Source organism: Chlorobiota bacterium (genome assembly GCA_016710285.1).
GTDB lineage: Bacteria > Bacteroidota > Ignavibacteria > OLB7 > OLB7 > OLB7.
Genome location: JADJXR010000001.1, coordinates 1021121 through 1047762, shown reverse-complemented (window position 1 = coordinate 1047762; position 26642 = coordinate 1021121). Strand labels below are relative to the sequence as shown.

The following is a 26642-nucleotide window of genomic DNA, read 5'->3' as shown; positions in this document are numbered from 1 at the left end:
TCTTCATTCACCACTATCCCCCCAATCCTCCCTATCTTTGCGCCCCAATTACGCATCACACACGCACGAACACATGGCCGGCGAACAGCTTCCAATAAAGACGATAGCCACCAACCGCAAGGCGCGGTTCGAGTACGAAATCCTTGACAGGATCGAGGCCGGAATTGTGCTGACCGGAACCGAGGTGAAGTCCATTCGTGCCGGGCATATCTCCCTTCAGGAAAGCTACGCCACGCCCATTAGTGAGGAGCTTTGGTTGGAGGGGTGCAGCATCCAGCCGTATGAGCAAGGGAACATCAACAACCACATCCCCACGCGTCCGCGCAAGCTGCTGCTGCACCGCAAGGAGCTGCGGAAACTGATCCAGCGCGCTGCCGAGAAAGGGCTGACGTTGATCCCGTTATCGGTCTATTTCAAAGGAAGCAACCTGAAAGTGGAGATTGGCGTGGGGCGGGGGAAGAAGCTGTACGATAAGCGGGAAGCAACCAAAAAACGGGAGGTGGAGCGGAATCTGCGGCGGGGGGAGGAATGACGATCCATCGGAAGCTATTGATCGGCAAGCTATCTATGCCAGCAATCTAATTATGAAGGTCGAAGACTTTATTTCTGGGACGTGGCGGCAGCAATATCAATACAAGAGCTTCTTGCCGACGCTTGTGAATCAGCCGTGGAATTGGGATGACCCCACAATCAATGTGCTGCTGGAACAAGCAACAAAAGCATTAGGGGAGCTTAACGCGTTCTCCTTAATCGTTCCTGATGTTGACCTCTTCCTTAAGATGCACGTGCTAAAAGAAGCACAAACTTCCAGCCGGATTGAAGGAACGCAAACAGGGATTGATGAAGTTTTGCTGCCCGAAGAGCAGATTGAACCGAGCCGTCGTGGCGATTGGCGCGAGGTTCATAACTACATAGATGCCATGAACGATGCGGTTGACGCATTGGTATCGTTACCCTTGTCCAATCGCCTTCTTCGGCAAACCCATACTACGCTGATGCGTGGAGTGCGTGGCGAGCATAAGCAACCAGGCGAATTTCGTACCAGTCAGAATTGGATTGGTGGGTCAAACATTAGCGATGCTGTCTTTATTCCGCCGCATCACACCGATCTGCCCGATTTAATGAGCGATCTGGAGGCATTTTGGCATAACAGTGCGATCACGGTACCGCACCTTATTCGGATTGCTATTAGCCATTATCAGTTCGAGACCATCCACCCTTTTCTGGACGGTAATGGCCGAATTGGTCGGTTGCTGATTACGCTGTATCTCATCAGCCACGGTTTCTTAGCAAAACCGTCCCTCTATTTGTCAGATTTTTTTGAACGCAATCGCACAAACTATTATGACGCGCTAATGCGTGCCCGCACAGCAAACGATCTTCAGCACTGGATCCGCTTCTTCCTAAATGGAGTAGCCGAGACAGCCGCAAAGGCGCGGGATACGTTCCAGCAAATTTTGCAATTGCGCACAGAAGTTGAGCAAAAAATAATGGGACTTGGAGCCAGGTCGGTCAATGCCCAACGTATGCTGCATGTTCTGTACCGCTACCCGGTTATTCGGGCGAGTGCCATCGAGCAAGAGCTAGAGCTATCGCAGCCTACGGTGGGGGGATTACTCCGGAAATTCCAAGACTTGGGGATACTTGAAGAGCTGACAGGCGGGATGCGATACCGACTTTATGCGTTCCGGGAGTACATTCGCCTGTTCTAAGATAAAAAAAACGACCTTTCCTTATCTTAGCTCATCTCTAACATAAGATTCCCTATGTAAAACTGGCATAGCCGCAGCCGGCCAACGGGTGTTCATTGCTGCGGCTGAGCCATATCTATCCAGATGGTAGCCCAGATAGGGGCGTAGAAGACTCTACCATTGTGCTTTCCCAGACCACATCACAAAACCATGTCAAATACACCATTCCCGCCGCTGAACGAGCAGATGGACCTGATCCGCAGGGGGGCTCAGGAGATTATCCCCGAGGAGGAGCTGGCCGCGAAGATTGAGCGGGCAATCAGCACCAACAAGCCGCTGAAGGTGAAGTTGGGCTGCGACCCTTCCCGTCCCGATCTCCATCTTGGCCACGTTGTTGTGCTGCAGAAAATGCGCGACTTCCAGGACCTGGGGCATCAAGCAATCCTGATTATCGGCGATTTCACCGCCATGATTGGCGACCCATCGGGACGCAGCAAAACACGCCCCGCGCTAACCCTTGAGGAAACCCGCCAAAACGGGCGAACCTACTTCGACCAAGCCACCAAAGTCCTTTCCGGCAAACGCTTGCAGATGGTCTATAACTCCGAATGGCTTGGCGGAATGAGCTTTGCCGACGTGATTGCCTTGTCGGCCAAATACACCGTTAGCCAGATGCTGGAACGGGAGGATTTCCACAAACGCTTCAACGAGGAAGTCCCCATCTCCCTCCATGAGTTCCTCTATCCATTAGCCCAGGCGATGGACTCGGTGGCGATTAAATCCGACGTTGAGCTTGGCGGGACCGACCAGAAATTCAACCTTCTGGTGGGGCGCGATCTTCAACGCTCCTACGGGGTGGAGCCGCAGGCAATTATCACCTGCGCGCTGCTGGTGGGGACCGATGGAAAGGAGAAAATGTCGAAGTCCTACGACAACTACATTGCCCTGAACGACTTCCCGAACGACATGTACGGGAAAATCCTTTCCATCCCCGACGAGCTGATCGCAACCTACTTCAAATACACGGCCTTCTACAGCAACCAGCAAGTGGAGGAAATCAGCGCAGGGCTTGCCGATGGCACGCTTCACCCGCGCGACACCAAACGCCTGCTTGCACGCCAGGTTGTTGCCCGCTACACCAGCGAAAAAACTGCCCAAAAAGCCGAAGAGGAGTTCGACCGAATCTTCATCCAAAAGGCCGCGCCGGAGCAGATGGAGTCGTTCACCCTCACCGATTCCATGACGGTGGTGGATGTGATGGTTGCTGCCGGGCTTGCCCCTTCAAAAGGTGAGGCGCGACGGCTGATTCAAGGGGGCGGGGTCTCGATTGATGGAAATAAAATCGGCGACCAGAACGCCGCCTGCGACGTTGCCGGCGAAGCGGTGCTGAAGGTTGGGAAACGGCGGTTTGTTCGGTTGGTGAGGAGTGCTGGAAACGGGGAACATGCCTAGCGTGGTGGGGCAAGCATTGCAGCGTGTGGGCGCGTTCCTGAAACCAGTGGAGCGCGCCAACCGTGCGTTCCTGCGCAGCGTAAGCCGCTGGGTTTGGCGGAACCGCCCTTTGCAGGAACGGCTGGACCCGGCCGCGGTGCGTCGGGTCCTGTTCCTTCGCCACGACGTGCTTGGCGATATGCTTACCACCATGCCGATGTTCCGGCTGCTGAAGCAACTGAACCCGCAGATCCAAATCCACGTGGTGGCCTCGCCAAGCAACCGCGTGCTGATTGAGCACGACCCGAACGTTGATGCGGTGATCCTGATGCCACGCGGGTTTTGGCCAATGGTGAAGGCGATTCGCACGGCGCGAAGAAGCCGGTACGACGTTGTGCTGGCGTGCATTTTTGGGAAAGGAACCAACACCGGAATGCTGGCAAACCTGATGGGGGGAAGGTTCGCCATCAAAGCCACCGTGAACCGCGACCCACGCTACCACGCCTACTTCAACGTGCAGTCGGACCGTGCGGCCCAGATACGGAGCATGTGGGAGAAGATGTTGATGCTGGTGGCCGACACCTTCAACATCCCTGATTCGATTGAGGCAATCCAGCCGTACGTTGCCATCCCTGAGGCTTCCGCGCTGGCGGCGCAGCAACGGCTTGCCGAGCTTGGGTTGCAGGGGGAGCAGATATTGGCGGTGAATCTTTCAACCGCACGGGAACGGAATCGTTGGCCGATTGAGCGGTTCCATGAGCTGCTGCGCGAGGTTCTGGTTCGTTATCCCACCCTACGGTTGCTGCTGCTGGCCACCCCGAACGACACCAAAAGCGCGGACCAATTGCAGCAACTGCTTCAGGATGAACGGGTTACGGCCTACCCCCGCACCAACGATGTGATGGAGGTGATCGCAGTAATCAAACAAAGTTGGATGGCTTTCACCCCCGACACCGGAATCATCCACATGGCCTCGGCAGTTGGAACGCCGGTGGTGGGGCTGTACGTTGGTGGCCGGGCCGCGGCAGAATGGCGGCCGTTTGGGGTCCCGTACCGCGTGGTTGTTTCCGTGGACTCACTCCCGGTTGGGACCATCCCCACGGAACGTGCGCTGGAAGGCTTAGAAGAGTTGATTGTGGAAGTGGCGGAAAGGAACCAGCCCGTCCAGCAGTAACCATCACCGCCGTGGCACCTGCCGCTGCTCAATGCCTCTCCCTTCTCACCTCCAGGCTAATACGCCAGAACCTCCATCACCTTGTTGCGGAGTTGGTGTTTGGCAAAGAACTGCTCTTCCAGCCCGCGATTAAATGGGACGGGGGTGTCCATCGAGCCGACCCGCACCACCGGCGCGTCCAGCCAGTGGAACATCTTTTCGGAAATCGTTGCGGCAATCTCTCCGCCGAACCCTCCGGTCAACGTGTCCTCATGCAGCACCAAGCATCGCCCGGTTTTCTGGACCGACTGAAAGACGGCATCTTGATCCCACGGGATCAGCGTCCGTAAGTCAATCACCTCAATGTCCGCATCGGGAAGTTCATCGGCCAGGGCGGTTGCCCAGTGGACCCCCAATCCGTAGGTGACAAGGGTGAGCCGCGCCCCCACGCGGGCCACACGTGCTTGGCCAAACGGCAGCGTGTAGTAGTCGTCGGGAACCATCCCTTTGATGCTTCGGTAGAGCAGTTTGTGCTCAAAAAACATCACAGGGTTTGGCTCGGCAAGGGCGGCGGTCAGCAATCCTTTGGCATCGAACGGGGTGGCGGGGTACGCCACTTTCAAGCCAGGAACGTGGGTGAACCAGGCCTCGGTGCTTTGCGAGTGGAAGGGCCCCGCGCCAACGCCTGCGCCGGTTGGCATCCGCACGGTGACGTTCACCGGCTGCCCCCAGCGGTAGTGGGTTTTGGCAAGATTGTTGACGATTTGATTGAACCCGCAGGTGACGAAATCGGAGAACTGCATCTCCACCACCGAGGCCCTTCCGCCAATGGAAAGCCCAAGCCCCGCCCCAACAATTGCCGACTCGCAGAGCGGAGTGTTCCGCACACGCTCGGCCCCGAACTTCTCCACAAACCCTTCCGTCACCTTGAACACGCCGCCGTACTCGGCAATGTCTTGGCCCATGATTACCAGCTTTGGGTCCCGCTCCATCCCCTGGCGAAGCGCGTCGCTGACGGCATCCACCAGCCGTTTTTCGCTGAAGACTTTCCGCTCCGGATCAACCGGCGCAGGGCTTCCCGGGGCATAGACATCGGCCAGTTCGGTTGATGGGTTCGGGACCGGGTCCGGTGCGTCAAGCATGGCATCAACGCCAGCTTCGATCTGGTCCTTCAGCCGCTTGCGGATTTCGCGGATCCGCTCCTCGGTCAGCAATCCGCTGGAAAGGAGGAACGCCTCGTAGTTCTTCACCGGGTCCTTCAGCTCCCACTCCTCGAACAGCTCCTTTGGGACGTAAGCGGTGCCGGATGCTTCTTCGTGGCCGCGCATTCGGAAGGTAAGCCCCTCAAGGATCACCGGCTTGCGGTCGGTGCGCATTTTTGCGGCAATGGCGGCAACGGCATCATAGACTTCCAGCACGTTATTCCCATCCACCTGCACCCCTTCGATTCCGTAGCCAATGGCTTTATCAATGAACTGTTTGAAGCGGAACTGGTTGCGCGATGGCGTGCTAAGCCCGTAGCCGTTGTTCTCAACAAGAAAGATCACCGGAAGCTCCCACACCGCCGCAACGTTGATTGCCTCGTGGAAATCCCCTTCGCTTGCGCCGCCGTCGCCGCTGAAGACCACGGCAATCGTCTCCTCGCGGTCCAAATTGCTGGCAAGCGCGATCCCATCGGCCACGCCAAGCATCGCGCCGAGGTGTGAGATCATCCCGATAACGCGGTGGTCCGGCGTTCCGAAGTGGAAGCTGCGGTCGCGCCCTTTGGTGTAGCCGTCGGCCTTCCCCTGCCACTGGCGGAACAGGCGGTCAAGGGGCATCTGCCGCCCGGTGAACACGCCCAGATTGCGATGGAGCGGAAGGATGTAATCGCCGTGGCGGATTGCTTGGGTCATTCCAACGGAGATAGCCTCCTGCCCAATCCCCGAAAACCATTTGCTGATGCGCCCTTGCCGCAGCAGGATCAGCATCTTCTCCTCAATCATGCGTGGCAGCAAGATTGCTTCGTACAGGTGCAGAAGGGATTCGTCGGAATGGTTGGTGCGGTCGAACTTCATAAGCCTAATCGGTTGCCATTGAGAATAGTGCGCCGCGAAAATAGGGAAGCGGGAAATCGGACCACGTTAGGAATTATGAAGGGTGCAGGGTGCAAGATGGATAGGCCTCCGGGGGGGCTACCGGCTCCGCTGATGCCGCTGCGCCAAGTAGATCGCAAGCCCGATTGCCACCGCCCCCAACGCTCCCCCTTGGATGGTGGTTAGCAGATCCCCGTTCAGCAACGAGACCAGGGTTCCGATAAGGAAGAACAGGGCCAGCAGCAGGGTTCCCACGGCCCAGCATCCGGCGCGTTTTGCACGCGCAAACATTGGGGAAGTGCCGGATGGAGATTGCTGGGAAGGTTGCGGCATAGCAGATTGGATGGAAGGTTAGATAGGCAGAAGAAGACGATGAAGAAAGCTATGAAGAAGGGATAGCAAGAAGCAAAAAGAGCAAAGAAAACCAGCGGCAAGCGGAAAAGCCTTACCGCCGATGCGCCATTGGAATGGCAGTAGCGATTGGTCGTGTTGGTCAGCGCATAAACAGGTATGGCTCCCATTCCCTGTCAACCGTTCCCACCACGTTCTGGATAAAGGTGACGTGGTTTGGGCGGAACGGACGGAACAGCAAGCGCATCCCCGCTTCGTCCGGCGTGCGGTCCCCTTTGCGATTGTTGCACCGCACGCAGGCGCACACCAAATTCTCCCATGTATCGCCACCCCCGCGTGACTTTGGCATGATATGGTCAATGGTCAGCGGAGGGGTTGGGCGGGCGCAGTAAGCGCAACGGAAGTGGTCGCGGCGCAGGATGTTCTTCCGCGTTAGCTCCACTTTTTTGAACGGAATGTGGACGTACACATTAAGCCGCACAACGCTGGGATAGGGATAGCGGGAACGGATGGTTCGCAGGTTTCGGTCGGGGCGGGCAGCAATCAACTCGGCTTTGCCAAGCCAGAGCAGCACCACGGCTTTCTGGACATTGCAGACGCTGAGCGGCTCGTAGTTCTGGTTCAGAACCAGCACCTTGTTGCCCAGCGTCGCCAACACAGGCGCGACAACACCATCATCGGATATCGGAACAAACCTGGGGAATTGTGCCTCCTTGAAGCGTTGGTTTCTGGATTGACGCTTCACTCCCCCGAATTTCGCCCATCATCCGCTATGATGCAAGGGGTTGGGGCGACAAATGTTGATAATCATGGGGAGAAGAGGAGGGATGGAGTAAAAAAAGTAGAGAGAAGAAGGGGTGTCCCCGCGTTCTTCTCTCTATCTCTAAAGTTCTTTCTGGTTCCTTGCCGCCAATGCTCACCGTTTTGCTTCGATCTTGGCAAAGAGCGAGCCGAACGATGCGGTGAATTTTTCCACCCCTTCGTTCAGCAGCTGATCCATCACGTTTGGCATATCAATCCCGACTTCGGTAAGCTGGCGCAAGGTTGCTTCGGCCTCCTCGATTCCTGTTTCAATGGTTGGCTGGACCGTGGCATGGTCCATGATTGCCACCAACGTCTCCGGCGGAACGGTGTTCACCGTCCATGGGCCAATCAAGGTGTCAACGTACAGCAGGTCCGGGTAGGCAGGGTTTTTCACCGAGGTGCTGGCCCAAAGCGGGCGTTGCAGCTGCGCACCGTGCTGGGCAAGCCGTTCCCACCGTTCCCCGCTGAACATTGTTTTGAAGATTTGGTAAGTGAGCTTTGTGTTGGCAACCGCTGCTTTCCCTTGCAGCGCGGTGGCTTCTGGGGTTCCGATCTTGCCAAGCAAGCCATCAATCAGCGAATCAATCCGGCTGACGAAGACGCTGGCGACCGAGGCAATCCCGGCAATCGCGCCGCCAGCCGCCAAACGGTCCTCCAATCCACCAATGTACGCCTCGGCAACGGCCCGGTACTGCTGCAGCGAGAACATCAGGGTGATGTTGATGTTGATCCCGGCGGCAATGCAGCGGCGGACTGCCGGGATTCCTTCTGGGGTGGCGGGGATTTTAATCATCACGTTGGGGCGGTCCACCTCGCGCCAAATCCGTTCGGCCTCGGTGATGGTTCCTTCGGTGTCGTTGGCCAGCGTTGGGCTGACTTCAAGGGAGATGAAGCCATCGGCTCCGTTGCTGGCATCGTAGATTGGGCGCATCACGTCGCAGGCGCGGCGGACGTCGGTCATAAACAGCTGCAGGGCAATCTCGCTGGTTGTGTTCCCTGCGTTGCTGAGTTGCTGGATCTGTTCATCATAATCGCTTCCGCCGGCGATTGCTTTTTCGAAGATGGTGGGGTTGCTGGTCATGCCACGCACGCCCTGGTCAACCAGCTGCTGCATGGTTCCGTTGGCGATAAACTGGCGGCTGATAAAATCATACCAGATAGACTGGCCCTGCTCAAGAAGCTGCTGAAGTGGGTTCATGGTTGTGTGCTCTTCTTTATAACTGTGTGGGGCAAATATGGTGATTTCTTGCAGGGGGATTGCAACGGCGGGTAATTGCCGTGCGGTGCTGCGGCAATGCGGGCCGGGGCGGAAACTCGGGCGCAAAAAACAACCGGCAAGAAAGGCTTGCCAGCTAACCTTGCGGTGTTATATTTGGCAACAGGTATCCCAAGCGGCCCGCATGTACAGATGGTGGGCCACCGCCAAAAGCTCCGCAGCACCGGGGATTAAGGTTGTTGTAAAAAAAACATCTGCTTGGAGCCGCGGCCTCTCATATCCATAATGACTTCAGCAGCACCAGCAATTCGGTAGGCACAGAGGAACGGAAGGCGTGGCCACCGATTCCTCCTTTCTCTCCCTCCCCCCCATTCTACTCTTCTTCCAACAGATACATAGCGAACAAAAGCTCCAGAACATCACATAAACCATTTCTAAGGATGACAACAGGAGACGTTATGCAACGGAAACTACTACGGCCATGGCGGCGCATCGGCTGGATGCTGGCTGCTGTAATGGCACTTTTTGCGGGGGGAACGCAGACGGCGAAAAGCACGTTTGCAAGCAACTACTACTACCAGGTCGGAACAGGTGCCCCAACCGACATGACAGCCGACACCACCCTTACCATGGATGGTAGCGGATCGTTGAACATTGATGATGGCTACTCAAAGGTTATAGATATCGGGTTCACCTTCAAGTTGGATGGAACCAGCTACACCCAGTTCAGAGCCGGGGTGAATGGGATGATGGGGCTTGGCAACAACGGAACGGTGAGTATCAACTCCACGTTTAGCAATAATCTGGGGAGCACAACCAACAACCCTGTTATTGCTGCTTGGTGGGATGACCAACACATGACGCTCAATGCCTCCAGCACCTCCACCTCAAAAATCTCCTACATTGTGACCGGCACTGCCCCTAACCGGGTGCTCACCGTCCAGTGGCGAGTTGGGGCATATCCAAGCGGAACTTCCGTTGTTCCGTATGAATATCAAGTACGCTTGTATGAGCGGACGGATATGATTGACTTCGTTTACATCAATATGCCCACCGTTACTTCCCGTAGTGCTTCTATTGGAGCCACAAAGAGCGGGACAACTAATAACATCCGGTGGGTTCCCCCAACGGCTCAGGGTGCCGGACTATCGCTAACTATCGGGGGCGATCCTGCTAATATCAATCTGCTTGCTGGTGCGAATCCGCAGCACTTGCTTCCTGCAAATACCATCTATCGTTTCGTGCCATGCGATCCGAACATTGCTATTACTGGCAACATAGCGCAGGGGGGGACGGCAGCAATGGCAAATGGCGATAGCTTGCTGAAGGGGCTTATGGTCCAGCGGGGGAGCAGCGGAGCTTTTCAGCCACTGAGCATTACGCTTGGGCTGGGTGATTATCCGGCGTGTGCAAGCCGGGTGTACACCTATACGATTTCGGGGACCAACGCTGCTGATTACTCCATCACTCCATCAACAGGGACCATTGCCAGTGGCCAAACCTTAACGCCAACGATCAATTTTACCCCAAGTGCGTTGGGCATCCGCACCGCTACGCTGGTGGTGACGGACAACAACGGGTTCTCGCGCAGCTACACATTGGTTGCCCAGGGAACCACCCGCGTTGGCTACACCGGCGATCTTGCCGAGGGGGGGACCGCGGCAATGGCAAGTGGCGACACGTTGATGAAAGGGATCAAGGTTGACCGCTTATTCTTCGAGGATTTCACGCCGTTCACGGTTGCGAACACCAACAGCAACACCAACTCGGGATTCCTCACAACCGTGACGATCACCGACCCAACCGGGCAGTATCGGCTTGTCCACCCCAACACCTTGCAGCTGGTAACCAGCTACTCCAGGACCTTAAATGGGACGGAAAGCTATACCCCGGTTATTCGCTTCTCACCGTTGGGCGTTGGTTATCAGCCAGCAACGATACAGGTGACGACCGAGGACGGAACCCGCACCTACACGCTGTACGCCTTCTCGCGTGCGGCCGGTGCTGACTTCTACGTTGGTGCCGACAAAATTGGCCCGAACACGGAGTTCTTCAAGAAGGATTACCTCTGCGCTGGTGAGTACGCCGTGACGATTCCGATCACCGTCAAGAACGTGGGGGAAGGGACCTTCCGCATCTTCAGTGTCATGGGTGCTTATGAAATGGACACGACCTACGGGCAAGGGGTGCCGAAGTATCCGCTGGAACGGGATCAATTCTGGAACCCAATCTCCACGGTGGATTACTTCATCACCACCGACCCCGGCGTTGCGCCGCGCCCGTTGAACTTCTTCCCGCAATACCCGCTGGAGACGCCAGAGGCCGGAACCAGCACCTTCTATCTGACCTTTGTTCCGCAACTGCCGGGCAAGCGGTTCACGAGGATGTTCATCAACACGAACGCCGCAAACTTCACGGGGGTTGACCCAGACGGAGTTACCCGTGATGGACTGTTGGTGCTGGAGCTGTTCGGGCGTGGGCTTGGTTCCCGCCCAACCGATATTGCCGACGGCACAACCCTGCCGAAGCCGGTCACGATGCCATCGGCGATGATTGGAGCTTCGTCGGAGAAGACGGTGACCATCTACAACACCGGCGCGTGCGACCTTCGGATTGACCGGAAGAAATTCCACATCACCAGTGGCGACAAGAACGAATTCAAGATTCTGGAGGCATTTGCCAACGTCACGGTGGACCAGAACAGCGACACGTGGGTGCTGGCACCGGGGGATTCATCACAAGTGAAGTTTATGTTCACGCCATCGCGCACGGGAACGCGCCGCGTCGCGATCTGGATGCAAACGAACGACTCGACGATTCTTGTTCCGGGGCTTACCGAGCGTGGTGCCTACTACTGGGATGTCACGGGGGTTGGCTCGGCAGGATTGGAAGCCCGTGGCGCAGTGTTCCCGCCAGCGGTAATTGGCGGCTCCGTTGCTGACCAATCAACCGCCAGCGCAATGGTGGAGAACACCACGCGCGAGCTGGTGTATATCACCAAGATGGAGATTACCGGCCCGGATGCCGTCGAGTTCACGATGAACACCGCCAACCCGTGGCCCTCCGTTCCATTTGCGGTGATGCCAGGCGCGGCAATGCATTTCTCGGTTGTTCACACGCCAGCACCGGCCAGCCAGCCGGGGCCGCGGACGGCAACGCTGGAGCTAACGCTGAGCACAGGGGATGTTGTTCGCTTGAATTTGAGCGGCGAAGCCGGAACACGGACGCTAACGGTTAGCCCTGCTTCGCTGTTCGACAACGTGACGATTCCTGTTGGGAAGATTGCGCGGCAAACGGTGATGATTACGAACAACGGCACAATCCCGCTGAAGCTGGGAACCACGACCATCAGCGGCCCAACCTCAACCGACTACACGTTAGGCCGGATTCCACGGACCACCCTGGCTCCCGGGCAGACGGAATATCTAGAAGTAACCTACCGCCCGCTGAACAAGGGAACCAGCAGCGCAACGCTGACCATTGCCAGCAACGCCACCAACGGCGCGCAGACGGTGGCACTTGGCGGCACAGCCACCAAGCTGGAACCGGTGACCGGCCAGGACGCAGGCACAAGCGGGGTGGAAGATGCGGAGTTCAGCTACGGGATGAAGCTGTGGCAGAACGTGCCAAACCCTGGCCACGACCGTGTGGAGATCGCGTATGAACTGCGCCAGAGCGGTGAAGTGGCATTGGCGTTGTACGATGCCAATGGCAAGCAGATCAGCGTGCTGCAAAGCGGCATCAGCGAAGCGGGTGTGCATCGGGTCACGGTGGATGTTCGCGGATTGGCCAGCGGGTTGTATCACTACCGCCTAACGGTCAACGGCCAAACGCTGGCCCGCACAATGACGATTCAGCGATAAAAGATGGGGAAGGGCAGCTAAGGAAGGGATGCAGACAGGGCAAAGGAGGCTGCCAACGTGAAGCAATGCTAAATGGGCCACACCTTCAATCTATATAAGGTGTGGCCCGCTTTGCCAGCTACGGTCTTGCTTCTGGAACGGGGGGGATGCTGGGGGCGGGGTTCTTCACGGTTACGTTCTGAATAAATAGGGGCATAGCATCACTTTTATCCCATCTTTTCTATCTTTGTCCCCCAAACAAAAAAACTTGCTAACAAAATCGCCAATTCCTGTGTTAGCATAATGGAGGGGGGTGGAAAGGGTGAAGGGATGGTTGTTGTACTATATCAAGTGTTCCAATTGGGTTTGTTGGATTGGTCATCAATTCCATTGAATCTCCGCCAGTGGTACAGGGGGGCGAACTGCGGAAGAAACCTACCAAAGAATGAACAAGCGTAAGCCAAATACAATCAAGTTCCAATTCCTCAACTCACATTTAACTCAGGAGTGCATCCGATGAGAAAGCTACTACTGCTTCTCTGCGCTGTGATGTTTGCTCTGCCAACTTCGATGGTTGTTGCAGGGGGTGGCGATGGGGGGGAGAAAAACGATTCTCCCGATCCACAACGCCGCACCTACGACAGCAATCCAAGCGACGCAGCCGGCAATCCAGAATCTTACCCGGGGGGGCCGATTGGCAAATCGCCATTGGCCACTGGGTACTACGTAACCGACAACGACGCACCGCAATCCGGCGCGCCGTGGGCCCCAAGCTACTCGTTTGTTGACACCACAGGTGTTGAAGCCAAAAGCTGGCGTCGCATCCTTTCGGGGCCAAACCAACAACCGATGAGCTTTTGGGAACAGCCCGGAAGCAGTGGTTATGAGTACTTCCACAATCCAGACTTAGCAACGGACTCGACCGACGACGCGTTCGCCGGGCCAATTGCTATCGGATTCCCGTTCTACTACTACGGTCGGAAGTATGATAGCTTCTACGTCTCCACCAACGGTCTGATCGCTTTGACCAACCGTCGTTATCAGTACGATGTCAACGGCAACCGTATTGATTACGATCCGTGGAGCGATGACACCCGTGGAAAAACCGGCAACGCCTTAACCGATCCTACGGCGGATGATTACGGTTTCGAATTTGTTGCTCGTGGCACCAAAACTGCTCAAGGTGGCATTCGTAACCGTAACAACACTCCGTTCCCGGCCAACAGCCTGCGCTCGGTGCTGGCTCCGCTTTGGGACGACAACGAGTTGCTGCAGATCAATCCATCAACCGGATTGCCGGACGACTACGGCCGCGTTTACTGGCGGCGGGATCAAAGCGGCAACAAGCTCATCATCTATTATGTCAACATGACGATGATGAACCGGTCCCGCGTGCTGCCAATTATCGGCACGCCGGCAACACCAGCACGCCGCCAAGTTGGTGCCAGCTTCCAGGTGGTGCTGGACCGCAGCGACAGCACGGTGCAGTACAACTACGTCAACTTCCGTGGTTCGTTGGCCGATCCAACCCAGGGTATCTTTACCTTCCCTGCAGCTTCGGTCTTTGCGGTGAACGCAACAATCGGCGTTCAAAGCCATGATCGCGAGTACACGAACTATTTAGCCAACTACACGCCAAACACTGGTGCGGTGTATGTAAACGGCGATAAAGGTGCCACGCCGCACGCCAACCTTGCCATTCAGTTTAAGCAATGGAAGAACGTGGTGCGCGTGTTGAACGTGACCTTCCAAGTTCCGAACAAGAATAACCCGAATGTGTTTGAGCCATTGCCGAAGGGGCAAGAAGCCGGCAACTTTGAGTTGCTTCTTGGCAACGCCATCCTTGGTGTGGTTCGCCCGGTCGGTATCGTGGAGAACGTCTCCAGCAACAAGCAAGGGATCACAGGGGTAAACTACACGGCCCAGCCGATTGCCTTTAACGTGATCTTCCGTATTCGGGACCTTGTGAACGTGTTGGCGCAGCCGGTGTATCAGAAAACCCGTGCTACGAAGTCGCTCTATCCTATCGAGAATACCCCTGGTATTATGAACACAAATACCAGCATTCCGAATATTGATACGATCGTCTTCGATCCATACGTCACCAACGCCCAGCTGCTGAAACAGCTTGGCCGTTTCAAAGCAGAAGTGATTGCCACCGATCGCAACCCGCAAGGGCAAATCTATGGCGACCGCTGGCCGTTCGACGACACTACGGGCATCCGCATGTTCGGTATCAGCCGCCAAGAGGTGCCGTATATCTCCACCTTTAGCGACTACGACGATTCACCAGAAGATGGTCTGATCCCACCGGTGAAACGTTGGGTCTCGATTGGCGCACAAGTGGTTGATGGTGAAGCGAACTGCTACAACCCACCGCCACCACGTGGTCCAGCAGGAAGCCGCGGCGTGAATTCGCCAGTGGTGCTGCTCGATCGTAACGATGTCTCGTTGGCTCCATACCCAGGTTCGTATGTGGGCGATACGTTGATCTCCTTCCCGATCAACCTGAGCACAGTATTGAGCCGCCCAGTCATTATCCTTTCCTACCAACGTGCCGGTCGCCAGACCTACGCACGTGGCTGGAGCGATAACCTGCGCGTCGGCCCAGAGCAAGCGGTGTTTAACACTGCAAAGTCGAGCTTCATCCAGCGCCCAGACCAATTGGTGGTGGAGTTTGCCGAGCCAAGCCCAGACGGTATTGATAACGTCACCAATCCAAAGAACTGGCGCGAAGCCGGCTTCAACGACAGCAAAGCATCGTTGAATGCAGCACTGGCCGGTGTCCAAGGCTGGGGCGCGACTTCACCACGGTGGGGCGTGTTTGGCGGCGGCGGTGGGTCGGAGCTTGACACTAATGGTAAGATCGTTGTGGACGAATTTGATGCCGGTAAGGACTTCGAGTTCTACCGGGCATACATTCCGATTCCTACACGTTGGACCAAACCGCTGAACGCGAACAAAACCTTCCGTTTCCGCCTGCGTGTATTGGCCAAAAACGACCAAAACCCAGCCGGACCTCCGGGTGACGACAGCGATCCATTCTTTGTGGACAACGTCATGTTGGTGGAACCACAGAAGCCTGAGGTAGAGGTTACGGCAGTGGGTGTGGATTGGCCATACACCATTGCTCCTGGCTCGCAAGCACGCGCCATTCCGCTCTGGACAAAAGTCTCCAACAACGGATCCACGGCAGCTACGGCATTTGGTGTAGCAATGTGGGTGGTCAATGCGGCAGCTCCGCCACCACCAGGATTGTACAACTACTATCGTTACTTGACAGTGGTATCGGTGCAAGCCGGTCGTGACTTCCGCCAGCCGTTCCCATCATGGAACGCCCAAGAGTGCGGAAGCGAGTTTACGCCGAATCCAAACGATCCGGCGTATCCGAATCAAACAAAGACCACGCGCTACCGGATCAACGCCCAGATTTTCCCAACGGGCTACGATTCCTACAACGCAAACGACTACACCTACACAGATTTCGATCTGACCATCGGTTCGGTGTTTGCGTACGACGACGGCTCGAACGACGTCCCGAACTACGCTGGCTTGACCGGCAAAGGCTTGAACCTTGTTGCTCCATACCCGGATGCAACCGGTGGATCGCCGTACGGCCCAGTTGGCGGCAGCAGTGCTGGTACCTTCGCAATGCAGTTCCGCATCCTTTCGCGCGATACCATCCGCGGCTGGCGTGCGTACTTCGGCGAAGCCAACCAGTCGCCGGATTACATCAAGTACTCCATCTACCAGCAAGGCCCGGGGGCAAACGTAAACACGCCTCCAAACCAGGTCATCGCCCGTTCGGTGCGCTTTGCGCTTCGTGGCCAGGGTATCCCATCACGGCCATCAACGGAGCCATTCAACTTCGGCCAGTTCGTTACTTACGAGTTGGATACGCCATTGGTGGTGGAGCCAGGGCTGTACTACGCAACCATTGCTCAGCTTGGCGAAACCGGTCTTGAGCTTGGTGCCGATGCCAGCCGCATGGGTCAGGTGACGACAATCCGCGAAGACCTTAGCCCAGGCCAGGGGAACTTCAGCATCCCGGCGCACCCAGATATGCGTGCAAACCGCTTCTGGTACGAAGCAACAACGGGTTCGGGGTCGTGGGTGCCAATGATTACCTCAACGGGTAACCCAGGCTATCCACACTTGAATTGGCAAGGAACGGTCGCCGGATTCCCAACGCACCAGCGTGCGTCGTGGATTCCGATGATCCAGCCATTCTTCGGACCAAAGAGCACAACGGTTTGCCTTGTTACTCCGGTTGAGCTTGCATCGTTCGAGGCCACACCGCTGGCCAACGCTGTTCGCCTTGATTGGAGCACCGCAACCGAGTTGAACAACCACGGCTTCTTTGTGGAACGCCGCGAGAAGGGAGTCGAAAGCTGGAACGAGCTTGGATTCGTGAAGGGGAACGGAACCAGCAACCAAGCCAAGCAGTACGACTACACCGACACCAAGGTGAACGTTGGCCCAACCTACCAATACCGCCTGCGCCAGACCGACCTTGATGGAACGGTCAGCTACAGCGGTATCCGCGAAGCCCGCATCGAGTCGGCTTCCACAGGCTTGACCAACAGCCTTGGCCAAAACGTCCCGAACCCAATGGGCAACCTGACCCAAATCGCCTTCAACGTTGTTGAAAGCGGCAAGGTGAAAGTTGAGATTGTGGACGTGTTCGGTAGCGTTGTCCGCACCTTCGATGTTGATGCCACGGCCGGTGCCAACAGCATCACATGGGAAGGCACCGACCAAAACGGCGTGACCGTTCCAAGCGGAACCTACGTCTATAAACTGGTCGGCAACGGCTTCACACTGAGCAAGAAACTGACCGTGACGCGGTAATCCACCGCTAAACGAACTCAGCGACGAAACAGCAAGCCCCTTCAACAGCAATGTTGAAGGGGCTTTGCTGTATCTCTAACCTCACGTTCATTCCAATGGATGCTGTATCGCTTGCGGGAAGAAGGCTGATGGAGTTATCCCCCCGCTTCCATCCTCACCCGCTCGGCCTCCACGTGGCGATCAAGTTTGCGGAGGGTTTCATGCAGAAGCTCACGAAGCTCCCCATTTGTTGGCATGGCCGCGACGGCGCGGGAAAGAAGCTCCTCGGCGCGAACGCTATCCCCCTCGCGAATCAGGCTGCGTGCCGTGCGAATCGCCAGCAAGCGAATCCGATTCTCGTAATCCTCGCGTGCGGCTTGGAAAAACTCCTCGAACAACGTCGGGAAAATCACCTCGCCCCTGGTGATTCCGATCCCTTTCACCAATGCCTCTTGCGCCCGCACAAGCACTCCTTCCGACAAAGCACGGGTTGCTGTTTGCAGATGATCGTACGCCTCAAGAATATCAATCTTCATGGCCGAACGATTCAGCCGGGGCGTGTCGCCGTCGGTAAGGATTGCTTCGTGGCCCATCATCTCCCGCAGCCGATGCACCGTCAGGTTCACCGATTTACGGATGTCGTCGGGGTCGCTCATGTCGGGGACGGCAAGGCGATAAAGTTCGCGCTGGGTTAGCCGTTTTTCCACCATCGCATCCACCGTCAGCAATCCCAGGAACACCCGCAGCCGCTCGCCGCGTGGCTTCACAGTTTCGCCGCTTGGCAACTGAACCTCAATCGTCCCAACCATTGCCAACCTCAGCTCCCCTTGCTCGTGGTCCGAGTGGTGCGGCAATGCCTCGCGGAGCAGGTTCTGCATCGTGCCACGCCACCGTGTGGCCTCCCGCTTGGGAAGCAACCCCTCGAACTGCTGCAATGCCCCCGCCATTCCCAGCGGAAGCCGCTGCTGCAAGCACCATTCAAGATCGGCAACCACCATGCGCTGCAGGTCCTGGGTAAGCGGATCCGTCAAGGGCTGAAGCTCCGGGAACTTCTGCGCGTGAACCAGCAAAGCAAGCAGTGCACGATTGATAAGCAGCATCGGAAGCGTCAAGATCGGCTGCAAGCTGGCTTGCTGAATCTGTTCCACCAAGGATGACGCGGCCACGCCAGCATCCCGCGCGACCACCACTTCCGCAAGCTCGCACAGCAGGTTGTTTTGCGGCGATTCGGGAATCTCCTCCCCCATCAACTCTTGCAGTCCATCGTGGCGAATGGCGTGGTGGACCCTGCGGTGCAGCGGCGTGAACTTCTTCCAATCGCTCATGTATTCCCCCTCGAATCGCTCGGCCCAATCGTGCTCACCACGCAGTGCCGCCGCGGTGGCAAGCTGATAGCCGAAGTGATCCCGCTGCAACTGGGTGTGGGGTTCGGCAAACGTATCGGCCACGCGTTTTGCTTCGGCGGCAAGGCGTTCCATCGGTAAGTGGGTCATCCCCTGGGCCGCGGTGCCGCACCGAAGCGCGAAATAGAGATTCTGCAGCAGGTTCCGCTCGCGCGCAACGCGGGCGGTTTCCTGGGCGGTGGTTGCAACGTCGTGCATCTTGCCAATGGTGAACAGCAGCACAAGTTTGCAATGGAGCACGTCGGGGTAGTTGGATTGGCGCGGCATCCGCTCAAGTTCCTGCAGCATCTCCAAACGCTTGTGCAGCTCCGCTTCGGTCTCGAACAGGTCAATCAGGATTGGATAGAGCGAGCTGCGGAGCATTGCGCGGAACTCATCGTTGGCTTCGTCCGATTCTATCAGCCGCTCCATGATGCTTTCCACCTCACGTTGCGCAGCATTATCATGCTCCAGCGAGCCGATGTACAGCCGTTGCCACAAGTACGCCACGTACGACTGCGTGAACTGCAGGTGCGGGCGTTCCTTTGCCAGTGCCTCAATGCCGCTGCGGGCCTCAAGGTCCGGCGTTCCGGTTCGGTTGAAACTGTGCAGATGCTGGTTCACCAAGGTGGAGAATCGGTAGAACCACATCTGGTTGCTGGATGGATTTGCCGTTACCCGCAACAGATCATCCAACACCCCCTGGAACGCATCATGGTCACGATGCAGAAGGTTGCTACGGCGGATCAACATCAGTGCCTGCAGGGTTTGCTGCGGCTCCGGCTCCAACTCCTGCTCGATATGTTGGAACAGCCGCTGGGTTCCGTTCCAGACCTGCAAGGCAAGGGGCCAATCGGCGGTGTTGTCAAGCTCCAGCGCGATATCCAACCCGCGCTGGATTGCGTCGCGGGCAACGTCGGTCGGGAGCTGCGGAAGCGTTTCGGCGGCGGCAAGAAGCTGGAACGGAGTTGCCGAAAACAGCGGAAGCCCGCCAGCAATCACCTCAACCAATCGCCCCATATCGGCCTGGTGGTCATCGGCCAATCGGCGGTGGAGCAGGGAGTGGGTGAAGGCCAGCAACGGCGAGGCAGAGGCTTTCCCGGAAAGGTGAGGGATCAGCGAATCGAGCGGAGTGAGTATCCCCTTGAACGTCAGGATGTCCATGGTGCGAAGGTCGCCGCCAATCATCGCCGCTGCCGACTCGCGCGCGACCACTTCGCCAAGTGCTGCAATGCTGCTGGCGGCGCGGCGTTCCTCCGGCTGCAAGTGGGCGGCCATCCCCTCCGTTAGCGACCCCACGCCACGTTCAAGAATGTTTTTCAGCGCGGTGCTGTTGCTGCTTACGCGCCACATCCCCGCGCGTGCGTCGCGGGCAATCACCCCGGCATTCAGCGCGCCACGCAGGCCCGAGCGGAGCGCAAGCGGGTTTCCAGCGGTGGTGGCCATCAGCAGTTCAATCACGCTGCTGGTGGGTGCTTCATCGAACAGGTGCGTCCATATCTCGCGAAGGCTGTCGCGGTCAAGGGGCGGAAGGGGGAACTCATCAACAAGGTGCGGCTCCAGCACGCCACGCACAGGAATCTCCACCGGGCGGGCGGCGCACAGCAGGACCATCTGCTCATCGCTTAACCCTTGCAGCAGCAACGCAAGTTGCGGAACCCCTTCCCCAGTAATCAGGTGGATATCCTCCAACACCAGCAGCAGCCGCCGCAGCCGCGACAATCGCCGCAGAGCCGAAGCCACCGATGGAAGCGTGTCGTCGGCATCTACGTTGGTGGCGGGGTGGGCCATGGTGTACCGCCAAATGGCACTGCTGAGCATTGGCGCAATGGCGGTGGGGGATTCGGGATAGAGCTTTGCGTGGATCACCGCCACCCCGGCATCTTCTGCGCGGCGAATGGCTTCTTCAATCAACCGGCTTTTTCCCGCTCCGGCTTCCCCGGTCATCAACATTGCGTGCAGGCCCGGGGCTTCGGCAATGCGCGCAACGGCCTCCAGTATCCGCTGCGCCGTTGCTTCGCGCCCCATAAATGGAAGGATTCCGTGGTTGATGAAATCAATAAGGGACATGGTTTGGATTGATGAAACAAGTGCTGGATTGTGTGAATCAAGTATCGGCTATTTCCGGGTCCGTTGCTCGCGGAAAAATTGCTGAAGCAGCTGGGTGCTTTGGGCCGCGCAAATCCCGCCCCACGTCTGGGCCGCGTGGTTCAGCCGGGGATCCGCCGTGATGGAGAAGAGCGTCCCCGCCGCGCCGGCGTTTGCGTCGAACGCGCCAAAGTAGAGTTTGGGAATCCTTGCAAGAAGGATTGCGCCGGCGCACATCGGGCATGGCTCCAGCGTCACGTACAGCGCGCATTCATGCAGCCATTTCTCTTGCTGGCACGCGATTGCTTCTTGGATGGCTAACAGTTCGGCGTGGGCGGTTGGGTTCTTCAGCTGCTCCACACGGTTGTGGGATCGCGCAATCACGGACCCATTGCGAACCAGCACCGCACCAATCGGGACCTCACCTTCTTGCCCGGCAATGCGTGCTTCCTCCAAGGCCATTTCCATAAAGTGTTCGTGCCGATTCATGCGCCGCAAAATACGCCAGCGGCGGAAGCTGAAAACGCTTTTCTGCGGCGGTGGCATTGCGGAAGGGAAGCAAAGGACGCGGGGGGGGGGATGCAAAAGGGCCTCGGCAGTTTCCCGCCGAAGCCCTTTGTCTGGTTGCGTTTGCGTTGCTGGCCTACATGGTCTCTGGATACATCACAACCGTGATCCGGTTGTTCATGTTGAAGTAGAGGTTTGCGGCGCGTTTTACGTCGTCGGCACTGATGTTTTTAATCATCTGCTCGTCGCGGATCACCTGCATCGGGTCCTCTTGGTTCAGGTAGTAAAACTGCAAGGTTCCCAGCCAGTAGCGGTTGTCTTTCAGGTTCGTTTCCCGTTCGCGCAGGAACATTTCTTTCACCTTGTGCAGATCGTCCGCCAGTGGGCCGTTGGCTTTTAGCTCCTTCATAACGTCCAGCGTGGCGGCCACCAACTCATTGGCGCGTTTGGGGTCGCAGCCGTACAGGACGTTGACGGAGTAATTTGGCACAGGATAATGCGCCGTTGATCCGAACGCTGCTGGGCTATACACCCCCCCTTTGTCCTCGCGCAGGCTTTCGCGCAGGCGGATGTCCAGAACGTCCATCAGTGCGCGCAGGTCCATGCGGTTTTTCCGGGTCCATTCAAACGGGCCGGTAAGGGCAATCCGAACCTGCCCTTTTTGCTCCACCCCTTTCCGCACGGCTTTCTCAATCGTCCCGGTTGGTGGGCGGATTCCCAAGTCTTTCCAGTTTTCTTGCCGCCCTTTCGAGGGAAGCCCTCCCAGGTAGGTCTCAATCATCGGCTTGATTTCTTCCGGCTTGAAGTTGCCAACAAACACGAAGGTGAAATCCCCCATGTCGGCAAATCGTTCGCGGTAGAAGTCGTATGATTTCTGCAGGTCCAGCTTCTCCAGCGTCCCCTCGGTCCAGGGTTGGCGGCGGAAGTGATATTGCGACATCACGTTGGTGACGGTGTCCTGGAACGCCGTCTCTGGGCGGGCGTTGCGGTTCTGCAAGCTGGCGCGCTGGCTGGCCTTGAAGGTCTCGAAGGCTTTCGGGTCCATCCGCGGCTGGGTGGCGTACAGGTAGATCAGTTGGAACATCGTCTCCAAATCTTTTGGCGACGCGCTTCCCCCCATTCCTTCCTGAAGTTCGTTGATGAACGGGGAAACGTCAGCGGCTTTCCCCGCCAACATTTTCTGCAAAGCGATCTGGTCGAACTGGGCCACGCCCCCCAACGGAACCACTGCCGAAGCGGTGGAGGCGGGGATGAAATTGGCATCGGAAGCAAGGGACGTTCCCCCGGGGCTGAATGCCGTGAAGGAGACCTCGTCGTTCTTGAAATCGGTTGGCTTCATCACCACGTGAATCCCGTTCGAGAGCTTCCACTCGGTAACGTTCAGCTCTGGGATCGTCTTGGTATCCACCACTTTTCCGGCGGCTGGCTTGGTGGCCAGCAGTGGCTGGTTGCTTACTTGGTCAACATATGGCGTGACTTCTTTCCCCTCCACTTTTTTCACAATCGCCAGCAGTGCGTTGCTGTCGGGGACGGCCACCCCTTCTTTCTGCGGAGCGTTGATGGTGAAGACGCGGTTATCCTCGCGGATCAGCTCGGCAGCAAGGCGGTTCACCTCATCAAGGGTGATGGTGCCAACGTATTGCTGGTAGAGTGCGTACTCGTAATCAATGCCTGGCGCCGGAGCCAGATTCGTGAAGTAGCGGACATATTCTTCGGCATATTGACCCGATTCAAACTTGTCGCGCTCGGCATACGCTTGCTCGAAGCTGCGGAGCATCTCCTTCTTGGTTCGCTCCAGCTCGGTGGGGGTGAATCCAAATTTCTCCACCCGTTTTGCTTCGGTCAGAATCGCTTCCAACCCTTGCTCGATCCCTCCATTTTTCACGCTGGCACCAAGCCGGTAAATTTCCTTTGCGCGGTTGAAGGAGCCTTTGGAGGAGAACGCGCCGAGGAACGGAGCGTTCGGCTGCTGGCTGATCTCGTAGAATCGTTGGTTCAGCATCCGGTTGTAAATGGCATCCACGATCCCCTGGCGGTAATCGCGGACGGTAAGGTCCGGCTTGTAATCGTGCTTGTACATCACCCCAATGCTGCTGCGGGTTGCTTCGGGATCCGTGGCAATGGCAAACAGCGTTTGCTTGTGGTCCGGCATGGTGTACCATTCGCGGTTGCGCGGGTTGGTTGCCGGTTTGATTTTGGAGAAGTGGCGCACCACCATCTCCTCAACTTTTGCGGGGTCGAAATCGCCAACCACCACCACGGCCATCAGGTCGGGGCGATACCAGTCGCGGTAGAATCGCTTGATGGTTTCGTACTTGAAGGTTTCCAAGATTTCTTTCTTCCCAATCGGCCAGCGTTCGGGATAGCGTGCGCCGTGGTACATCACGGGATATTGCTTCTGCGACATCCGAAATTCGGCGCCAAGCCGCAGCCGAAGCTCCTCGATAATCACCCCCCGCTCTTTGTCAATCTCCACATCTTCCATGGAGATGTTGTGCGCCCAGTCCTCCAGGATTTGGACCCCTTTGTCAACGATCTTCATATCCTCAGTTGGCAATTGCAGCTGATAGACGGTTTCGTCGAAACTGGTGTGGGCGTTTAGGTCCGCGCCGAACCTCATGCCGATGGATTCAAGGAATCCAACGATGTCGTTCTTGGCAAAGTTCTTGGTCCCGTTGAACGCCATGTGCTCAACGAAGTGGGCCAATCCCTGCTGGTCGTCGTCCTCGCTGGTGGACCCAACGTTCAACGCCAGCCGAAGCTCGGCACGGTTCTCCGGTTTTTTGTTGGCGCGGATAAAGTACTGCAAGCCATTGGGCAACGTGCCCCGGCGCACCGCGGGGTCGAACGGCAGCTTCGCGTCAAGGTCCAGCGATGCGCCGCCGCTTGGCTGCGCAACCGCCGATGCCAGCGTTGCCGCCATGATCGCGGCGGCAAACAGCCCTGTGATTCTTCGCTTCATAGCAATCGTGTTCAAGAATGTGGTTATTGGTTATCTATGGTCCCTTCGGAATGGTTCTTTGCTAGCGATTCCAATGCCGTCCCAGTTAGGCGATACACCGTCCATTCGTCCATCGGGGTTGCGCCCAGGCTTTTGTAGAAATCAATGGAGGGCTGGTTCCAGTCCAGAACGCTCCACTCCATCCGCCCGCATCCCCGCCCGACGGCAATCTGGGCCAGGCGTTGAAGCAACGCTTTCCCGTAGCCGTTGCCGCGATGCTCGGGGCGGACGAAAAGATCCTCAAGATACACCCCTGAGCGTCCCAAAAAAGTGGAAAAATTGTGGAAGAAAAGGGCGAACCCCACCGCCGTTTGGCCAACGCACGCAAGGATCACTTCGGCGCGGGGGGATTTCCCAAACAGTGCCTGATGGATGCTCTGCTCGGTTGCCACCATCTCGTGGCGCAGCCGCTCGTACTCGGCAAGCTCGGCAATCAGCGAATGGATCAACCCGGAATCCGCAGGCGTTGCCGGGCGAATGTGGAAATTCGGTTCAGTCATGTTCTGTTTTGGGGAAGGGAAGGCCTGAATCTTACTGTTCAACGAAGCATTGGGGAAGCGCAGGGAAAGGGGGCGCATTGGGAACTGCGGCGGACCAACCCCGCCCCGCTACGCCGCAGCAAATGGCCGGTTGCACCGCAAACAAGAAGAGCAACAATCAAGAAATCAGGGGTTCCGGTCCGGGGCGTTGGACCGCCACGAATGGAGCAGTGGCCCGCTTCCCTTCCCCAATCCTGGTGCGTGGAGCATGGCCCCATGGACGTACGCTTTTGCCTGCAACACCGCTTGCGGCAGTGGATTCCCCAACGCCAGCAGCGCGGCAATCGCCGCCGAAAGGGTGCACCCGGTCCCGTGGGTGCTTCCGGTTTGGATCCACGGCAAGCGGAACTCCTGGAATTCACCTCCATCAAGCAGCAGGTCCAGGGCCTCCGGCGTGGCGTGCTCCGTTTGCGGCGGATGGCCCCCTTTGATAAGCACTGCTGCCGGCCCCATTGCCGCAATCGTGCTTGCGGCGTGGCGCATTTCGGGGACCGAGGCAATGCTTTGTTGGGAAAGAACTTCGGCTTCGGGGATGTTCGGGGTGACGATGGTTGCCAGCGGAATCAGCCGTTTGGCAAGCGCAGCAACGGCATCGTGGCGCAGCAGCCGGTCGCCGCTGGTGGCCACCATTACGGGGTCCAGCACAATGGGGATGTTGGCGGCGCGGCGTTCCAGCAGCTGGGCAACGGCGTGGATGATTGCTGCCGAAGAAACCATCCCAATTTTGATTGCCGCCACCTGGAAATCATCCATCACCGCCTCAATCTGCCCGGCGATAACCTCCACCGGAACATCCGCCACGCCCCGCACGCCGCAAGTGTTTTGGGCGGTAACGCTGGTGATGGCCGTGGTCCCAAACAGGCCGAACGCCTGGAACGTTTTCAGGTCGGCTTGGATTCCCGCGCCGCCGCCGCTGTCGGAACCGGCGATTGTGAGGGCCACGTTCATGGCTTGCCGCTTGGCTTCTGCATCCAGAGTTCTTGTTGGAAGGAGTAGCGGCGTAGGAACGGAAGCACCCGCACCACAAACCGGTCGAACGCCCGCAGCTTCCGCCCAACCGAACGCTTTTTGAAGATCATGGCGTTCAGCAAGTAGAAGAACTCGAAAGTCTGGTTGTAACGCTGCAAATTCCCGTGGAAGATGTCGCGCAAGGTCCTGACTTCTTCCTCGGTCAGGGGATATTCATCGGTGGTTCCGTTGCGGCGGAAGAAGAGAAATCGCTGGCGTTGATAGCCCCCGGGTTTGCCAAACGCAAGCCGCCGGATCCAACGGAGCAGCGGGTTGCGGTCGCTGTTTTCCCGGAAGTACGCAACGCCGCCAGGCTTCAGCACGCGGTGGATGTTGCGGCCCACAACGTCGCAATCAATGTGGTGCAAAATTGCCGAGCCGTAAACGATGTCGAAGAAGTCATCGGGGTAGGTGAGGTGGTGGAAATCCATCGCCTGGACCTGCATCGGGACGTTGTTGAATTCGGCCATTGCGCGGGCGTTCTGCACCGCCGTTTCGGAGATGTCGAAGGCATAAACATCGGCCCCTTCCAACGCGGCCTGCACCGCTTCGATTCCGGTCCCGCAGGAGCAGACAAGGACGCGTTTCCCGGAAAGGGTTGGGACCTGCGGGATCACCACCCTGCCGCGAATTTCGCGCACGGTGATTTTCTTCCACTCCTCATCGTAAAACTGCTTCTCGCGTTCTTGTATTGCTTGGTCCATCGCCATTGTTCTGCCTTCGG

Annotated in this window: 16 protein-coding genes; 6 read left to right on the top strand and 10 right to left on the bottom strand. The window is 57.4% G+C overall.

Annotated elements, in window-relative coordinates; translation table 11 throughout:
* Positions 1-73 precede the first annotated feature (73 nt).
* The 4 genes from smpB (at position 74) to IPM61_03705 (ending at position 4296) form a co-directional block, all read left to right on the top strand.
* Positions 74-532: an SsrA-binding protein SmpB gene (gene smpB, locus IPM61_03720; protein ID MBK8910415.1), complete on the top strand. Its 459-nt coding sequence runs from the start codon at positions 74-76 to the stop codon at positions 530-532.
* A gap of 52 nt (positions 533-584) precedes the next feature.
* Positions 585-1712 (top strand): Fic family protein, encoded by a 1128-nt coding sequence (locus IPM61_03715; GenBank protein ID MBK8910414.1) that lies wholly within the window; start codon positions 585-587, stop codon positions 1710-1712.
* A gap of 189 nt (positions 1713-1901) precedes the next feature.
* The gene (locus IPM61_03710) at positions 1902-3143 is read left to right on the top strand and encodes a tyrosine--tRNA ligase (protein MBK8910413.1); all 1242 of its coding nucleotides are present in this window, start codon (positions 1902-1904) and stop codon (positions 3141-3143) included.
* Positions 3136-4296 (top strand): glycosyltransferase family 9 protein, encoded by a 1161-nt coding sequence (locus tag IPM61_03705; GenBank protein ID MBK8910412.1) that lies wholly within the window; start codon positions 3136-3138, stop codon positions 4294-4296. Before IPM61_03710 ends, IPM61_03705 begins: the two co-directional genes overlap by 8 nt.
* Before the next feature lie 56 nt (positions 4297-4352).
* Here IPM61_03705 and IPM61_03700 read toward each other — a convergent pair whose 3' ends face one another.
* The 4 genes from IPM61_03700 to tal all read right to left on the bottom strand — a co-directional run bounded on the left by IPM61_03700 (position 4353) and on the right by tal (position 8703).
* On the bottom strand, positions 4353-6332 hold the full coding sequence (locus IPM61_03700) for a dehydrogenase E1 component subunit alpha/beta (GenBank protein MBK8910411.1): 1980 nt from the start codon (positions 6330-6332) through the stop codon (positions 4353-4355).
* Positions 6333-6449: 117 nt separating this feature from the next.
* On the bottom strand, positions 6450-6683 hold the full coding sequence (locus tag IPM61_03695; GenBank protein ID MBK8910410.1) for a hypothetical protein: 234 nt from the start codon (positions 6681-6683) through the stop codon (positions 6450-6452).
* A 160-nt stretch (positions 6684-6843) separates the two neighbouring features.
* Positions 6844-7347, bottom strand: a complete 504-nt coding sequence (locus IPM61_03690; GenBank protein MBK8910409.1) for an HNH endonuclease — start codon at positions 7345-7347, stop codon at positions 6844-6846.
* A gap of 270 nt (positions 7348-7617) precedes the next feature.
* Positions 7618-8703 (bottom strand): transaldolase, encoded by a 1086-nt coding sequence (tal, locus tag IPM61_03685; GenBank protein MBK8910408.1) that lies wholly within the window; start codon positions 8701-8703, stop codon positions 7618-7620.
* Positions 8704-9179: 476 nt separating this feature from the next.
* On the opposite strand from tal, the gene IPM61_03680 reads away from it, so the two are divergent.
* The gene (locus IPM61_03680) at positions 9180-12584 is read left to right on the top strand and encodes a choice-of-anchor D domain-containing protein (protein ID MBK8910407.1); all 3405 of its coding nucleotides are present in this window, start codon (positions 9180-9182) and stop codon (positions 12582-12584) included.
* 495 nt (positions 12585-13079) lie between these two features.
* Positions 13080-17414: a T9SS type A sorting domain-containing protein gene (locus IPM61_03675; GenBank protein ID MBK8910406.1), complete on the top strand. Its 4335-nt coding sequence runs from the start codon at positions 13080-13082 to the stop codon at positions 17412-17414.
* Between the two features lie 134 nt (positions 17415-17548).
* On the opposite strand, the gene IPM61_03670 is transcribed toward IPM61_03675, so the two are convergent.
* The 6 genes from IPM61_03670 to IPM61_03645 all read right to left on the bottom strand — a co-directional run bounded on the left by IPM61_03670 (position 17549) and on the right by IPM61_03645 (position 26628).
* Positions 17549-20845: an AAA family ATPase gene (locus IPM61_03670; GenBank protein MBK8910405.1), complete on the bottom strand. Its 3297-nt coding sequence runs from the start codon at positions 20843-20845 to the stop codon at positions 17549-17551.
* Between the two features lie 48 nt (positions 20846-20893).
* Positions 20894-21352: a nucleoside deaminase gene (locus tag IPM61_03665; GenBank protein ID MBK8910404.1), complete on the bottom strand. Its 459-nt coding sequence runs from the start codon at positions 21350-21352 to the stop codon at positions 20894-20896.
* Between the two features lie 154 nt (positions 21353-21506).
* Positions 21507-24347 carry an insulinase family protein gene (locus IPM61_03660; protein MBK8910403.1) on the bottom strand — a complete coding sequence of 947 codons (2841 nt, stop codon included), beginning with the start codon at positions 24345-24347 and terminating at the stop codon, positions 21507-21509.
* An 8-nt stretch (positions 24348-24355) separates the two neighbouring features.
* Positions 24356-24871: a GNAT family N-acetyltransferase gene (locus IPM61_03655; GenBank protein MBK8910402.1), complete on the bottom strand. Its 516-nt coding sequence runs from the start codon at positions 24869-24871 to the stop codon at positions 24356-24358.
* 165 nt (positions 24872-25036) lie between these two features.
* Positions 25037-25858: a bifunctional hydroxymethylpyrimidine kinase/phosphomethylpyrimidine kinase gene (gene thiD, locus IPM61_03650; GenBank protein ID MBK8910401.1), complete on the bottom strand. Its 822-nt coding sequence runs from the start codon at positions 25856-25858 to the stop codon at positions 25037-25039.
* The gene (locus tag IPM61_03645) at positions 25855-26628 is read right to left on the bottom strand and encodes a methyltransferase domain-containing protein (GenBank protein MBK8910400.1); all 774 of its coding nucleotides are present in this window, start codon (positions 26626-26628) and stop codon (positions 25855-25857) included. The genes thiD and IPM61_03645 overlap by 4 nt, the downstream gene beginning before the upstream one ends.
* Positions 26629-26642: the final 14 nt, after the last annotated feature.

Excerpts from the sequence above, each read along its gene's own strand:
- smpB (MBK8910415.1), top strand. The coding sequence starts at position 74 with ATGGCCGGCGAACAGCTTCCAATAAAGACGATAGCCACCAACCGCAAG.
- IPM61_03715 (MBK8910414.1), top strand. The coding sequence starts at position 585 with ATGAAGGTCGAAGACTTTATTTCTGGGACGTGGCGGCAGCAATATCAA.
- IPM61_03710 (MBK8910413.1), top strand. The coding sequence starts at position 1,902 with ATGTCAAATACACCATTCCCGCCGCTGAACGAGCAGATGGACCTGATC.
- IPM61_03705 (MBK8910412.1), top strand. The coding sequence starts at position 3,136 with ATGCCTAGCGTGGTGGGGCAAGCATTGCAGCGTGTGGGCGCGTTCCTG.
- IPM61_03700 (MBK8910411.1), bottom strand. The coding sequence starts at position 6,332 with ATGAAGTTCGACCGCACCAACCATTCCGACGAATCCCTTCTGCACCTG.
- IPM61_03695 (MBK8910410.1), bottom strand. The coding sequence starts at position 6,683 with ATGCCGCAACCTTCCCAGCAATCTCCATCCGGCACTTCCCCAATGTTT.
- tal (MBK8910408.1), bottom strand. The coding sequence starts at position 8,703 with ATGAACCCACTTCAGCAGCTTCTTGAGCAGGGCCAGTCTATCTGGTAT.
- IPM61_03680 (MBK8910407.1), top strand. The coding sequence starts at position 9,180 with ATGCAACGGAAACTACTACGGCCATGGCGGCGCATCGGCTGGATGCTG.
- IPM61_03675 (MBK8910406.1), top strand. The coding sequence starts at position 13,080 with ATGAGAAAGCTACTACTGCTTCTCTGCGCTGTGATGTTTGCTCTGCCA.
- IPM61_03670 (MBK8910405.1), bottom strand. The coding sequence starts at position 20,845 with ATGTCCCTTATTGATTTCATCAACCACGGAATCCTTCCATTTATGGGG.
- IPM61_03665 (MBK8910404.1), bottom strand. The coding sequence starts at position 21,352 with ATGAATCGGCACGAACACTTTATGGAAATGGCCTTGGAGGAAGCACGC.
- IPM61_03655 (MBK8910402.1), bottom strand. The coding sequence starts at position 24,871 with ATGACTGAACCGAATTTCCACATTCGCCCGGCAACGCCTGCGGATTCC.
- thiD (MBK8910401.1), bottom strand. The coding sequence starts at position 25,858 with ATGAACGTGGCCCTCACAATCGCCGGTTCCGACAGCGGCGGCGGCGCG.
- IPM61_03645 (MBK8910400.1), bottom strand. The coding sequence starts at position 26,628 with ATGGCGATGGACCAAGCAATACAAGAACGCGAGAAGCAGTTTTACGAT.